Source organism: Opitutia bacterium (assembly GCA_016217545.1).
Classification (GTDB): Bacteria; Verrucomicrobiota; Verrucomicrobiia; order Opitutales; family Opitutaceae; genus Didemnitutus.
Genome location: JACRHT010000017.1, coordinates 1,228,137 through 1,241,290 on the forward strand (window position 1 = coordinate 1,228,137; position 13,154 = coordinate 1,241,290).

The 13,154-nt window shown below is 66.7% G+C and carries 11 protein-coding genes; 7 read left to right on the top strand and 4 right to left on the bottom strand.

Annotated features, from left to right (window positions below):
* The first annotated feature begins 112 nt into the window (after nucleotides 1–112).
* Together HZA32_21175 and HZA32_21180 are read left to right on the top strand one after the other, a co-directional pair.
* Entirely contained in the window at nucleotides 113–1,981 is a 1,869-nt protein-coding gene (locus tag HZA32_21175) for a hypothetical protein (protein MBI5426597.1), read from the top strand.
* Nucleotides 1,982–2,010: 29 nt separating this feature from the next.
* Entirely contained in the window at nucleotides 2,011–3,459 is a 1,449-nt protein-coding gene (locus tag HZA32_21180; GenBank protein MBI5426598.1) for a hypothetical protein, read from the top strand.
* Nucleotides 3,460–3,570: 111 nt separating this feature from the next.
* Here the strand turns inward: HZA32_21180 and HZA32_21185 are convergent, their stop codons facing one another.
* Nucleotides 3,571–4,533: a hypothetical protein gene (locus HZA32_21185; protein MBI5426599.1), complete on the bottom strand. Its 963-nt coding sequence runs from the start codon at nucleotides 4,531–4,533 to the stop codon at nucleotides 3,571–3,573.
* Nucleotides 4,534–5,323: 790 nt separating this feature from the next.
* Between HZA32_21185 and HZA32_21190 the strand changes: the two genes are divergently transcribed.
* Nucleotides 5,324–5,611: a PEP-CTERM sorting domain-containing protein gene (locus HZA32_21190; protein ID MBI5426600.1), complete on the top strand. Its 288-nt coding sequence runs from the start codon at nucleotides 5,324–5,326 to the stop codon at nucleotides 5,609–5,611.
* On the opposite strand, the gene HZA32_21195 is transcribed toward HZA32_21190, so the two are convergent.
* Nucleotides 5,608–6,633, bottom strand: coding sequence for an rRNA methyltransferase (locus tag HZA32_21195; protein ID MBI5426601.1), 1,026 nt, complete (start codon nucleotides 6,631–6,633; stop codon nucleotides 5,608–5,610). The genes HZA32_21190 and HZA32_21195 overlap by 4 nt on opposite strands.
* 80 nt (nucleotides 6,634–6,713) lie before the next feature.
* Here HZA32_21195 and HZA32_21200 point away from each other — a divergent pair, with 80 nt between their 5' ends.
* Nucleotides 6,714–7,778, top strand: a complete 1,065-nt coding sequence (locus HZA32_21200; protein MBI5426602.1) for a 3-deoxy-7-phosphoheptulonate synthase — start codon at nucleotides 6,714–6,716, stop codon at nucleotides 7,776–7,778.
* A gap of 43 nt (nucleotides 7,779–7,821) precedes the next feature.
* Here the strand turns inward: HZA32_21200 and HZA32_21205 are convergent, their stop codons facing one another.
* The gene (locus HZA32_21205; GenBank protein MBI5426603.1) at nucleotides 7,822–8,262 is read right to left on the bottom strand and encodes a hypothetical protein; all 441 of its coding nucleotides are present in this window, start codon (nucleotides 8,260–8,262) and stop codon (nucleotides 7,822–7,824) included.
* 441 nt (nucleotides 8,263–8,703) lie between these two features.
* Here HZA32_21205 and HZA32_21210 point away from each other — a divergent pair, with 441 nt between their 5' ends.
* The 3 genes from HZA32_21210 (at nucleotide 8,704) to HZA32_21220 (ending at nucleotide 12,269) form a co-directional block, all read left to right on the top strand.
* Nucleotides 8,704–9,897, top strand: a complete 1,194-nt coding sequence (locus HZA32_21210) for a DUF1343 domain-containing protein (protein ID MBI5426604.1) — start codon at nucleotides 8,704–8,706, stop codon at nucleotides 9,895–9,897.
* 80 nt (nucleotides 9,898–9,977) lie between these two features.
* Nucleotides 9,978–10,931, top strand: a complete 954-nt coding sequence (locus HZA32_21215; protein ID MBI5426605.1) for a hypothetical protein — start codon at nucleotides 9,978–9,980, stop codon at nucleotides 10,929–10,931.
* Nucleotides 10,932–10,979: 48 nt separating this feature from the next.
* On the top strand, nucleotides 10,980–12,269 hold the full coding sequence (locus tag HZA32_21220; GenBank protein ID MBI5426606.1) for a M48 family metallopeptidase: 1,290 nt from the start codon (nucleotides 10,980–10,982) through the stop codon (nucleotides 12,267–12,269).
* A 200-nt stretch (nucleotides 12,270–12,469) separates the two neighbouring features.
* Here HZA32_21220 and msrB read toward each other — a convergent pair whose 3' ends face one another.
* Nucleotides 12,470–13,021 carry a peptide-methionine (R)-S-oxide reductase MsrB gene (gene msrB, locus HZA32_21225; protein ID MBI5426607.1) on the bottom strand — a complete coding sequence of 184 codons (552 nt, stop codon included), beginning with the start codon at nucleotides 13,019–13,021 and terminating at the stop codon, nucleotides 12,470–12,472.
* Nucleotides 13,022–13,154: the final 133 nt, after the last annotated feature.

The window sequence follows — 13,154 nt, forward strand, 5'->3', positions numbered from 1 at the left end:
TCCTCGGCTCGGTGAGGAGAGAATTTTCCGCGTCGTGGCATGATTGGTTCCCGGTTTCGCGCATTAGGGGGAGCGCCTCAGCCAATTCCGGCCAACGCGCGATTACCCCGCCATGTCCCAGTTCACCTACACCACGCCCGCGGACATCCACGACTTCCCCGTCGGTTCGCCGCAGGATCTCGCGTTGCGCGCGCAGTGGAACACCAACCTCACCGGCTTCACCGCCCAAGCCATCCTCGGCGATCCGTGGAACCTGCTCTACTCCGCCAACCAGACGTCCTACTTCGACACCGCCGCCGTCACCATTCCGCCCGGCACACCCGCGGTGATCATCAACTGGAACGTCTTCCCCAACCGCCTCGCCCAATACCTCGGCACCCAGTCCTCGCCCGCCAATCCCTACAACTACACCGAGCCGCAACTCCTCGCGCTCGCCGACCAAGTCGGCTCGTCCGCCGTGCCGGTGCCCGCGTTCCAGCAGATTCCCACGAATCTCTGCCCGCAGGCCGACTGGTCCGGCCCGCAACACACCTACGGCCCCTACGGCCCGCGCGGCTGGCTCGATGAGTATTGCGAGTGGAGTGTCGCGCGCGACCCCGCCACCGGAAAGATCCGCCGCATCGATTTCACCTGCGAGAATCCCGAGTATTGGAACACGCTCTGGATGATCGACCCGAACCGCGTCGTGGAGCTCTACAACTCCACGCTGAACTGGGACGTCCCGCCGGGCTACGGCATCACGGTCACCCTCGACGACCTTTGCCTCAAGGACCCCAAATCCGGTCAGGTCGTCACCGACCCCTCCACCGGTCGCCCGGCCTACAACCCGCTGAACAAATACAACTCGGGCCCGATCTCCACGCGCCCCGTTCATCCCGCCACCAACCCGCTCTCCTACTCCGGCGGCGCGATGCACCTCACCTCCACGCCCAACACCCTGCAGACCGAGATGCAGCTCGCCGGCGGCGCCACCGTCCTGCGCCAGTGCGGCAACAGCAACACCCAGCAACTCATCTGCTGCGCCCAATACGGCCAAGCCTACCGCAACAGCGACCCGCACATCGGCCAAGTCGTCAACCAAGCCATCAGCACCTCCGCCGTCGCCGCCCTCGCCAACCCGTCCGGCCTCTACATTCAAGTGCCCGACCTCTCCGGCTTCAGCCTGCCGCCCGATCCCCAGCTGCCGAAAGGCGCATCGGTCCAGGACTGCTGGCAGATCGTCCGCGGCGCCGAAACGCTGATCGATCCGATCACCGGCCTGCCCTACGGCCTGACCAAAAACGCCAACGGCCAGCTCGTCGGCCAAGGCGGCAACTTCGTCCTGCACGCCGTGTTTCAGATTCCCTCCGCCTGGATCGCGGCGGGCGTGAAATTCACCGTCGGCGACATCCGCGATCCCTTCGGCAACCCGATCCAATGGGGCGGCCAGATCGCCCAGCAGATGGACATGGGTCTGTGGGCCCGCGCCATCCCCGCGCAGGTCGCGCCCCTGCCGAACCCGTGCGTCATTCCGCCGCCCGCCGGCGTGAGCACCACGCCCGACGCCCCGGCCGCGCCGAACTACGCGCAGCCGCTCCAGCTCTTTCACCAAACCGTCTGGCAGGCGCTCTACAACACCTCGGTCTCCAATCCGATGAACAGCCCGATCCCGCTCGCCAGCAACTCCACGCTCATCGCGCCGCTCGTCGCGCGCGGCGCGCAGAACGTCTCCCTGGTGCTGGTCTGCACCGCCACGCTCAACCCGCTGCCCGACGTTTCGTTCGGCACCGGCGTGACCGTGAACGCCGTGCAATCGCTCGGCGACGTGAGCTACGCCATTCCGGGCAACTCCTATCCCGGCACCAGCCAGGCTCTGCTCGTCACCGTCTCCGTCGCCGCCGACGCCGCCCTCGGCCTCCACGGCTGCACGCTCACCAACTCCGGCGATCCCGTCCAACCCGCCATGCCCGGGCTGCTCAACGTCGTCGCCTCCATCTCGTGATCCACCGTTCCCCTTCGCTCCTTTCGTCCATGCACTCCCATCCTTTCCTTTCTCGCGCGCGCCGACTCGCGGTCGCGTTCGCCCTCGTCGCCGCTCCCATCCTCACGCTGCGCGCCGCCGCTCCGACTTGGGACGGCACTCCCGTCGTCGAGCCGATCTTGCCCGCCGACGTGCAGCTGCCCGTCAGCCAGGCGAATTTCAACAATCTCGCGTGGCAGCAGTTCATCGCGCTCAACTGGGCGGCGGATCCGAAACACCCGGGCCAGCCCGACCTCTCCGTCCCGCCCGCGAAATTCGGCACGCCGGGCGACACGTCGCCCACGGTCTGGGAATCGTTCAAGGAATCCTCCGAGGTCTTCCGGGCCAACGGCCAGGCACCGGGCCCTTGGACCGCGAAACGCGCGCTGCCCGCGAAATTCCCCGCGGCCGTCAACGCCCTGAGCGCGACCTCCCCGCTCGGCGTCAAAGGACTCTTCGCCCTCTCCAAATTCGATGGCGCAGGCGTTCAGCGGATCGTCGGCCTCGACGGCATTCACGAAGCCGACGGCCACTGGCTCGTCTCCCAATCCGGCTACCTCGCGCTCTTCGAGAAGCGGCTCAACGAGGACGAGTTCAACTACATCGTCCAAAACAAACTCTACGACGCCACGATCCAGGAGACCTTCGCCCAAACCACCGGCATCAATCTCCCCGACGGCACGCAGGCCTTCGCCACCTACGGCACGATCGGCGCGATCGAGATCAAGGCCGCCTGGATTCAGCTCGACGACCCGAAGCTCTGGCCGCTCTTCAAGATTTCGAAAGCCTGGGTCAGTTACCCCGCCGGCGCCAAAGGCTCCACCACGCCCAAGCTGGTGACGGTCGGCCTCGTCGGCCTCCACATCATCCACAAGACCGCGAACGCCCAGCAGTTCGTCTGGACCACCTTCGAGCACGTCAACAACGCCCCCAGCGTCGCCGACATCCGGCAGCAAACGCTCAAAGCGTGGTATACGTTCTACAATCCCGCCGTCACCACGCCCCCCAACGTGCCGCCGCCCGCGACGCCGACGCCCGACTACACCACGCCCGTGCAGGTCGTGCGCTCGATCCCGATCAGCTCCTCCACCGCCAACAACATCGCCGCGCTCAACCAAAGCGTCTGGACCACCATCGCCGCCGCGAATCCCCAGTCGGTCTTCCTCAACTACGAACTCGTGAACGTCCTCTGGCCAACCAACAACTCGCCCACCGGCGGCCCCGGCGCGCAAGTCCCGCTCACCGCCGGCAACCCCAACCCGCCGATCACCCAGCAGCCGGTCGCCAACACCACGCTCGAAACCTACAAGCAACAACTCACCTGCCTCACCTGCCACGTCGGCGCCACCACCGCGTTGCCGCAGAACTCGACCCTCGCCTCCGACTACTCGTTCCTGTTCGGCGAGGCCCAATCACCCGCCGGCAGCAAACCGAGCACCGCGCCCGCGCCGAGCCACTGATCCGCAACGCCCGCGTCCGCCGGCCGACCGACAGACCGCGCGGATATCTTCCCTCAGGGATGCGACCACCGTCGCATCCCTTTTTTATTCGGACACCCCGGCGCGCCCCGCTTACTTTGCCCAGCGAGTGAAACTCTCGCGGCGCCACCCGCCGCGCTCGAGCGCTTCGCCGAAATTCGCCGGCCAGCCGTCGCGGCTGCCACCGCGCGTCCATTTCCAAAACAGCCGCTCGCGCTCCGCCCGCCGGTAGCTCGCACTCGGCGCCTGCCCGCGCAACGCCTTCGACGCATTCCGCGCGAAACTGAACCACTCCCACCACGATCCGCCCGCGTCGGCGAGCCGGTGCGACTTCGCCGGCGCCCAATCGAGCGCGACGAGCTCCGCGCCGACATGCACGCGCTCCACGCTCATCCACGAGAGGAAATTCGCCAGCCCCGTCGCGTTGCGCGTCCGCACGCATTCGACCGCGTGCGCCACCGGATCGCCCGCGAGCATCTCGTCCTCGCCACGATCTTCGCGCGCCTGCCACCAGCCGCACACGAACCCCGATTCGTCCTCCAACTTCGCGAGCAACTCCGCCGGCGTGCGTTCCGCCGCACGGAGCTTGAGCGCATCGCCGTTCCACACCGCCGCCTCGTCCCAACCGCTTCCGGCCGACTCCTTCCGATCCACCGCCGCGCGCGTCGCCTCGTCGCGAAACACCACCACCACGCAACCGGCGAACTCCTCTCCGTCCTGCGCCGGCGCCCCATCCGAAGACCGCAGCGGCGTCGCCTCGTAGGGCGCAACCGCCACTCCACTCGACGCGAGTGCCGCCGTCACCCGCACCGTCCACGTCGCTGCGCGCCCATGAAAATCCGCGCTCTCCGCCGCCGCTTCCTCGCTCCACTGCGGCCCGCGGCCGGGATTCGCCGGATCGAACGCCGCATCAAACTCCGCCATCAACGCCGCGCCTTCCGCGGCCAGATCGGGCGACAGCGCGACATTCTCGAACAACACCGCCGAGCACCACTTCGCCCGCGCCTCCGCATCGTCCGCCCAGAGGCAGACGCCCGCGCCAAACTCGAAACTCACGCGAATCCGCATGCGCTCCATCGTGCGCCGGCTCCCCGCGCCGAAAAGCCAGAACCCGCGTCCCGCCCTACGCGTTCCTGCGTAGCGACTGCCTGCGGCCGCTCTCGCGAGCGAGGGTGCATGAAACGGACCCGGCGAATTCCCCACCAGAGGCAAGCCCCCCCGCGTCGCCGCTTGCTGGTGCTCGCGCCTACGCATACCTGCGTAGGCGGCGGGTTTCCATTTGCCCGCAGCAGACGGTGTGGCCCATGCCATCCGGGCCATGCCCAGACTCCGCTCCCTCCTGACCACCGCCGCCCTGTTAGCCAGTCTCGCATCCGTCGTGCGCGCACAGACCACGCTGTTCTCCGAAAACTACACCAGTGGGACCACCTCGCTCACCTACGCCAACATGGCAAGCATCACGGCCCACGGCTCAGGCACCGACGCCACGCTCGGCGAGGCGTATCGCGTGCAGGCCGGCAACGTCAGCGTGCTGCTCGCGCTTTTCCCCAGCGCCGTGACGCTCGGCGCCAGCACCGGCGACTACGTCCGTCTCAATGTCACGCTGCGCACCGAAACCGTGGAGCAGGGCTATTTCCGGCTCGGGCTCTTCGACAACGGCGGCACCGTCTGGAGCAGCGCCAACGGCGACGACACCGGCTACAACGCCGACTTCGGCGCCTCCACCGGCTCGCGCGCGGCGTGGTATGCGACCGGCGGCCCCGCCTATTATTTCTCCCTCGGCAATCCCTCCACCACGGCACCCGGCACCTCCGCGCAACGCCAGCTCAGCGTCACGACACCGGTGATGTTCCAGCTCCAGCTGACACGCACCGAGGCGGGCGCGACTTTCGAAGTGTTCCGCGGCACGACCGGCACCGGGCCCACCACGCTCGTCTACAGCCTCGACCACACGACGCCGGAGACCGAATTCGACGAATTCGCCATCTTCTCCCAAAACGCTCGCACCTACTGGCTCGACAACCTCAGCGTCAGCACGGGCAACGTCAGCGCTGTGCCCGAGCCCTCGACCTACGGCGCCCTCGCCGGTGCGCTCGTGCTTGGCCTCGTCGCCTGGCGCCGGCGGAACACCTAGCCACGCACCCCAACCTCGCCCACGAGCGTGAACTCCTCGCGGTCGTGGTAGAGATGGCGGATGCGGAGGTTCTTCGCGCCACGCGCAAACACGCCGTCCGGCGCCCGCACCGTGCGCAGCAACGCCAGCGGATCCGTGCGGCCGAACTTGAAGATGATCACGAAGCGCCGGCACCAGCCGCGTTGCAGCCACGGCGCGATGAGATTCTCCAACACGTGGTGCGGTTCCTCGACGAGGTCGCAGAACATCCAGTCAAATACCTCGCCGGCCGGCGGAGCGTATTTGAAAGCATCCTCGCGCCGGTGCTCGATCAGCGGATGGTCCAGCGCGCCGCCCTTGAGCGGACCGTTGTCGATCGCCACGACGCGCGCGCCGCGCTTCGCCGCGCTGTAGCTCCAACCTCCCGGCGCCGCGCCGAGATCGCACACCGTCTCGCCCGCCGTCGGCTCGCGGCCGAGCACGGCGTAGGCTTCCTCGACCTTTAGATACGAACGCGACGGCGCGAGCGGATCGTCGGCCATACGCTGCTGCCCGCCGCGCCACGCCTCGCGTCCGGCGAAGATGCGCCCGAAATCCGCGAAAAACACGAACATCCCGCGGACCTTGCCACTGCCGCGGGGCATTTCAGACGACGCGAGTTTCGCCACCCGCCGCAGCTTCTTTTCCAGCGCCTCGTGAAACGCCTTCTCGACGCCCGCCGCGCGCCGGCCGAGCCCCGGAATTTCCGCGGCCTCGCGGAACACGCACGGCCACGCCGCGTCGATGCGCTCGCCCCGCAGGCTCTCGAGAAAATAGTCCGAGAGCTGCTGCGCGAGCGCGTTGACCGACTCGCCGCGAATCTCGCGCGGTGCGAGCAGCGTCAGCTGCGGGAAACACAGCTCGTCGATCGACTGCGGCACGGCGTCGCCGGGCAACGGCTCCGCGCCCGCCCAGCCCGGACCCGTTTCCACCACGGTCAAACCGTCCGCCTGCAACTCGCGGGCGAGCAGCGCTTCGAAACCGTGTTGGCCGAGGAAAAGCATCGCGCCGAGTTTCCGTCATACCCGGAGCGAGGCGACGAAAATCTCGCGTTCCGCGCCGCCGCGCGTTCACTTGACCTCCCATGCGTCCGCAAACCTCCGATCTCCGCATCCGCACGGCGCGACCGCTGTTGTCGCCCGCGATCCTCGAGGAGGATCTACCGTTGAGCGAGGCGGGCGCGGCGCTGGTGCATCGCGCGCGACGCGAGATCGGCGACATCCTCGCCGGGCGCGACGACCGTCTCGTCGTCGTCGTTGGCCCGTGCTCGATCCACGACCCCGCCGCCGCGCTCGACTACGCGAAGCAACTCAAGCCGCTCGCCGACCGTTTCGCGCGCGACCTGCTCGTGGTGATGCGCGTCTACTTTGAGAAGCCCCGCACGGTCGTCGGCTGGAAGGGCCTGATCAACGATCCGGACCTCGACGGGAGCTTCATGGTCAACAAGGGCCTGCGCCTCGCGCGCAAGCTGCTCCTCGACGTGAACGCCGCCGGCCTGCCCATCGGCACCGAGTTCCTCGACACCACGCTCGGCCAATACTACGCGGACCTCGTCTCGTGGGCCGCGATCGGCGCGCGCACGACCGAGAGCCAGATCCACCGCGAGCTCGCGTCCGGCCTCTCGATGCCCGTCGGCTTCAAGAACCGCACCGACGGCGATCTGCAAGTCGCGGTCGACGCTATCGTCTCGGCGAGCCACCCGCACTGTTTCCCGTCGCTCACCCGCGAAGGCGCGCCCGCCGTGCTCGCCACCGCCGGCAATCCCGAAGGCCACCTCGTGCTCCGCGGCGGCAGCCGCACCGGCCCGAATTTTTCCGCCGAGCACATCGCGCAGTCCGTCGCCTTGCTGAAGAAGACCAGCGCGCTGCCGGTCGTGCTCGTGGACCTAAGCCACGGCAACAGCGGCAAACAGCACGACCGCCAGATCGCCGTCGCCGCCGACGTCGCCGGTCAAATCGCCGGCGGCAGCCGGGCGATCATCGGCGTGATGATCGAAAGCAATCTCGCCGCCGGCGCACAAAAGCACGAAGCCGGCAAGCCCCTCATCTACGGCCAGAGCATCACCGACGCGTGTCTCGGCTTCGCTGAAACGGTGCCCGTGCTGGAGCAACTGGCGGCCGCGGTGGTGGCGCGGCGCAAATACAAGTGAGTGCAGTATTGGCTCACGCTAAGAGCCGCAGAATGCAGCCGTGCTATGGCTGAGTGAACGGCGGAGGCCAGCTAAGCCTGTCTGGGATCTCCATCGGCACGAATGGAAAGTTCCAAAACTTCCATGCGCCTCCTTCGCGCACAAAATAGGCAACAGCTTCGATGTGAATCACTCTTGTGCCGATGACTGTGTCACATCTCACCGACGCATCGGCGAAATTGCCGTTAACGGTAAAAGTCCCAAGCCGAGCCTTTGTCATTACCCACCCCAAGGATTCTGATTGCTTTATCCAATGCTCGCGTGAGACGGCATTCCGGTAGTCAGCGGACATGCAATCAAGTATATCTCCGTATCTTTTCTGCTGAGATAGTTTCTGCAAATTCTGGAGAATGAATAAATGATCAGGCAGTGGATCGGCTTTCTCAGGCTGTGCCGACAAGCTCACGATACCTGCACAGATGAGTGCTAGAAGTGCGATTCTCATGGTTGCTAATTGTTCTGATCCGGCGAAACCCTCGCCGCAGGTGACCCGCTCGCGATGCAGCCACGCCGCACGCATCGATTCAAGGGCGAAGAACCTTTCACTCCACGGTCATCGCAGCGTGAAGTAGGAGCCTGCTTGCAGGCGACCGGCGCGCGCGGAGCCTTCGCCCCATTCGGGTCGCCTGTAAACCGGCTCCTGCTGGATGGAGCCGCCCCGGCGTTTCTCCTCGCCAGCGTTTCGCGCCGCTCGCACAAAAAACGGCGCATGTCCCGCCGGTCACCCGCGTTGCTTTTTCTCGGCCTCTTCCTCGCGCTCGCCGCGCTCGTCGTCGCGCCCGGCTGCGCCTCGAAGTCCGCCAAGAAACCCGCGCCGCGACCCGCGCCCGCCGCGCCGGCGCCCACTCCGCGGCCCGAAGCGCCACCCGAAAAACTCCCGCCCGTCATGCTCGGCATCGACGTGCTCGAGGCCGACGGCTTCAAGGCCATCGCGGGCAAAAAAATCGGCCTGCTCACCCACGCCGCCGGCCTGAACCGGCGCGGCGAGCCGACGTGGAGCGTGCTGCGTCGCGCGCCGCAATCGAAGCTCGTCACGCTCTTCGCCCCCGAGCACGGCCTCGACGGCACCATCGCCGCCTCGGTCAACTTCGCCGACTCGATCCACGCCCCAACTGGCGTGCCGATCTACTCCACGCACGGCAAGACGCGCAAGCCGACCAAGGCCATGCTCAAGGGCCTCGACGCCGTCGTGATCGACCTGCAGGACATCGGCTCGCGCTCCTACACGTTCGCCAGCGCGATGCTCGCGATGATGGCGGCGTGTTTCGAAAACAACATCGAAGTCATCGTGCTCGACCGGCCGAACCCGCTCGGCGGCCTGAAGGTCGACGGCCCGCCGCTCGACGCCGAGTTCAAGAGCTACGTCGGCGCCTTCCGCACGCCCTACGTGCACGGCCTAACGCTCGGCGAACTCGCGCGCATGGCCAAGGACCTGCCGCGCATGCTCTACATCCCGAACGTCATCGACACCCCCGAAGCCGCGCGCGAGAAGGGCCGGCTCACCGTCATCCCGATGCGCGGCTGGACGCGTGCGATGCGCTGGCCCGAGACCGGCCTGCGCTGGGTGCCGACCTCGCCGATGGTGCCGACCTACGAAGCGGCCGTCGGCTACGCCATGATCGGACTCGGCACGCAGGACAGCGGCTGGAAGTCCGGCATCGGCAAAGACTATCCGTTCCGCGGCATCCATTTTCCGAAGAAAACGCCCGACGAGATCATCAAGGCGATGGAAGCCTACAAAATTCCCGGCGTGAAATTCCTCAAAATGAACGGCGTCTCACGCGAGGGCAAAGTCGTGCCCGGCGTCTACGTCGAGGTGGTCGATTGGGACAAATGGCGCCCGACCGAAGTCTCGTTCTACATGCAGAAGCAGGCCGTGCTGTGGTCGAAGCTGAATCCCTACGCGAGCCTCACCGCCGCGGAGACGCGGACGTTCAACATCCACGTCGGCTCCGCCGCCTGGCTCAACGCGATCCGCACGCAAGGCGGCCGCGTCGACGTCTCGCTCTTCACCAAGAACTGGTCGGAGCGCGCCGCGACCTTCCAGCAGACGAGCCGCAAATACTGGCTCTATCAGTAACGCGGGCACGCGTGCGGCAGCGTGGCCATTTGCGGCATTGCGCACCCACCGCTCAACCGCATGCTTCGGCGCGGCCCCTCATGAAAATGCCCCTGCCCGCCCCCGTCCGCGCGCTTGTGCTCGCGTGCCTGCTGCCCGCCGCCGCGTGGGCGCAAATCACGTTCTCGTTCGACTACGCCACGTCGGAAAGCGCTTCCGCCGGCTTCAACGACGCCACATTCGGCGCGGCGCGCAAGGCCGCGCTCGAATCCGCCGCCAGCACGCTGGCCGGTTATTTCACCGGCTACCCGGCGCGCACCGTGACGATCCGCGTCAACGCCTCGCAGACCGACGGCACCGGTTTTCTCGCCAGCGCAGGCAGCCTGTATTTCAGCACGGACAACACCTTCCAACCCGGCTTGGTGGCGTCGATGATCCAAAACGGCACCAACTTCGGCCAATCCTACCTCGGCACCGTGCAGTGGGATTTCGGCTACAACTGGAGCTACGGCGACACCGTGGCGGGTGGCACCTACGATTTCAAAGCCGTCGCCATGCACGAGCTCACCCACGCTCTCGGCTTCGCGTCGATCATCACGGCTTCCGGCACGAGCGAGTTTGGCGGCAACACCTGGTCCACGTTCGACCAATTCCTCACCGACGCCGCGGGTAACGCGCTGATCAACTCCACCACCAAAGCCTACGAGGGCGGCTCCATTCTCACCGATGGGGTGGGCAGCGACGTCTACTTCTCCGGCGCCAACGCCATGGCCGCGAACGGCGGCCAGCGCGTGCACATCTACTCTCCGGCGAGCTACGCGGAGGGCAGCAGCCTCAGCCACCTCGACACGAATTTCTACACGTCCAACGCCTACCTCATGGAGCATGCGGTCTCCTCCGGCCTGGCCACGCGCACCCTTTCGGCCATCGAACTCGGCATCCTCGCCGACCTCGGCTACAGCGTCACCGCCGTGCCGGAACCGGCCAGCTACGCGATCGCGGCGGGCGCGCTGGCGTTGCTGCTCGCGTGGTGCCGCCGCCGCGCGGCCGCCTGAGACTGCTTCCGGGTTTGCGCTGCCGGAGTCGTTGCGCTTTCAACGCGCATGCTCCGCTTACCCCGCTCGATCCTCCGCGGCGCCGCGTTGGCGCTCGCGTTCGCCGGCACCTTTCTCGCGCTGCGCGCCGCCGCCCCGGACTTCGACCCCGTCGCTGAAACCGAGAAAATCATGGCGCAGTTGCCGGCCGACGCGCGCGCGAAGTCCGACGCCTATTTCGAAGGCGGCTACTGGATCCTGCTCTGGGACGTCGTCGTCACGCTCGGCCTCACCGCCCTGCTCTACCGTCTCGGCGTCTACACGAAGCTGCGCACGATCGCCGAGCGCGTGACGAAATCGCGCGTCGTCCACGGCGCCATCTTCCTCGTGCTGCTCGTGCTCATCGGTTGGATCGTGAACCTGCCTTGGGACTACTACACGGGCTTCGTCCGCGAGCATCACTACGGGCTCTCGAATCTCAGCGCCGGCGGCTGGCTCGCGGAGCGCGCGAAAGCGCTCATTCCCGGACTGATCATCGCCGTGTTCCTCGGCTCGCTGCTCTACGCCGCGATTCGCCGCTCGCCCGGCCGCTGGTGGATCCGAGCCGCGATCGCCACGCCGTTCTTCATGATTTTCCTGTTCGCGCTCGCGCCGGTCTTCATCAGCCCGCTGTTCAACAAATACACGCCGCTCACCGACGCGAAGGTCCGCGACCCGATCCTCTCGATGGCGCGCGCCAACGGCGTGCCGGTGGACAACGTCTACCAGTTCGACGCCTCGAAGCAGTCCAAGCGCATCAGCGCGAACGTCAGCGGCGCGCTCAACACCATCCGCGTCTCGCTCAACGACAACCTCCTCAACCGCTGCACGCCCGCGCAGGTGCAGGCGGTGATGGGGCACGAGCTCGGCCACTACGTGCTCAATCACGTTTACGAACTCGTCATCTATTTCAGTCTGCTGGTCGGCGCGGGTTTCTGGTTCGTGAACTCGGCCTTCTGGTGGGTGCAACAACGCTGGGGCGAGAAATGGGGCGTGCGCGACATCACCGACTACGCCGGGCTGCCGATCATCATGGCGTGCTTCTCGGTCTTCATGCTGTTCGCCGAGCCGGTGAAAAACTCCATCATCCGCTCGAACGAGGTCGAAGCCGACATCTACGGCCTCAACACCGCGCGCGAGCCCGACGCCTTTGCCCTCACCGCGCTGCAACTCTCCGAATACCGCAAGCTCCACCCCGGCAAATGGGAGGAGATCCTCTTCTTCGATCACCCGAGCGGCTACAACCGTATCCTCATGTCGATGCGCTGGAAAGCGGAGCACCTGGGCGAGTCCGCCGCGCCGGCGCCGAGCGTGAAGTAGTCCGGCGTGAAACAACTCGCCGTCGCCCGGTCGCCCGCGTCCTCCGGGCGCGGGTGCCTCGGATGCTAACCTCCGCTGGCGGGCGCGGCTACCGCCGCGCCGTGCCCATCACGTTAGCCAAGCTTCCGAACGGCGCGGCAGTAGCCGCGCCCTCCAGATTTTTTTGGGCGGAGCCGCGACCACTCGCGCGCGACTGCCGCTCACTGCGCCGTCTTCGCCGGGCTGTTCTTCACCGCCCACAGATCATACTCCGCGCGCGGCATGAATTTCAGCGACGCGCTGTTGATGCAGTAGCGCAAGCCGGTCGGCTTCGGGCCGTCATCGAACACGTGCCCGAGGTGCGAACCGCACACCGCGCAATGCGTCTCGGTGCGCACCATGCCCCAACTCGAGTCCGTCTCCTCGGCCACGAACGCCTTCTCCAGCGGTTGCCAATAGCTCGGCCAACCGGTGCCGGAGTCGAACTTGTGGCGCGAGTCGAAGAGCGGCGTTTCGCAGCCGACGCAAAAATAGACGCCGTCCGCATGGTTGTCCCAATACGCGTTCCGGAACGGCGGCTCGGTGCCCTGCTGGCGCGCGACGCGATACTGCTCGGCGGTGAGTCGCGCGCGCCACTCGGCGTCTGTGCGCTGCACCTTCGCCTTGCTCATGTCGATGACGACCTTCGACGGCAGACCGCACGCGGACTTCGCGTCGCCGGGCGGGCAATAGGCGGCTTCGGAGGCGGGAGCGTCGGGTTTCGTGGATTTCATGGTCGGGGAATTGGCGGCGAAAACGAGGGAAGCTGCGCCCGCAAGCACGGCGGCGGCGACAGCGGCGAGAACGGATTTTTTCATCGGCGGGAGGAGGCTACTCAGGGACTACGGGGAAGCAAACGCGGCGGAT

Excerpts from the sequence above, each read along its gene's own strand:
- HZA32_21190 (MBI5426600.1), top strand. The coding sequence starts at position 5,324 with ATGTTCCAGCTCCAGCTGACACGCACCGAGGCGGGCGCGACTTTCGAA.
- HZA32_21180 (MBI5426598.1), top strand. The coding sequence starts at position 2,011 with ATGCACTCCCATCCTTTCCTTTCTCGCGCGCGCCGACTCGCGGTCGCG.
- HZA32_21220 (MBI5426606.1), top strand. The coding sequence starts at position 10,980 with ATGCTCCGCTTACCCCGCTCGATCCTCCGCGGCGCCGCGTTGGCGCTC.
- msrB (MBI5426607.1), bottom strand. The coding sequence starts at position 13,021 with ATGAAATCCACGAAACCCGACGCTCCCGCCTCCGAAGCCGCCTATTGC.
- HZA32_21215 (MBI5426605.1), top strand. The coding sequence starts at position 9,978 with ATGAAAATGCCCCTGCCCGCCCCCGTCCGCGCGCTTGTGCTCGCGTGC.
- HZA32_21205 (MBI5426603.1), bottom strand. The coding sequence starts at position 8,262 with ATGAGAATCGCACTTCTAGCACTCATCTGTGCAGGTATCGTGAGCTTG.
- HZA32_21175 (MBI5426597.1), top strand. The coding sequence starts at position 113 with ATGTCCCAGTTCACCTACACCACGCCCGCGGACATCCACGACTTCCCC.
- HZA32_21195 (MBI5426601.1), bottom strand. The coding sequence starts at position 6,633 with ATGCTTTTCCTCGGCCAACACGGTTTCGAAGCGCTGCTCGCCCGCGAG.
- HZA32_21200 (MBI5426602.1), top strand. The coding sequence starts at position 6,714 with ATGCGTCCGCAAACCTCCGATCTCCGCATCCGCACGGCGCGACCGCTG.
- HZA32_21210 (MBI5426604.1), top strand. The coding sequence starts at position 8,704 with ATGCTCGGCATCGACGTGCTCGAGGCCGACGGCTTCAAGGCCATCGCG.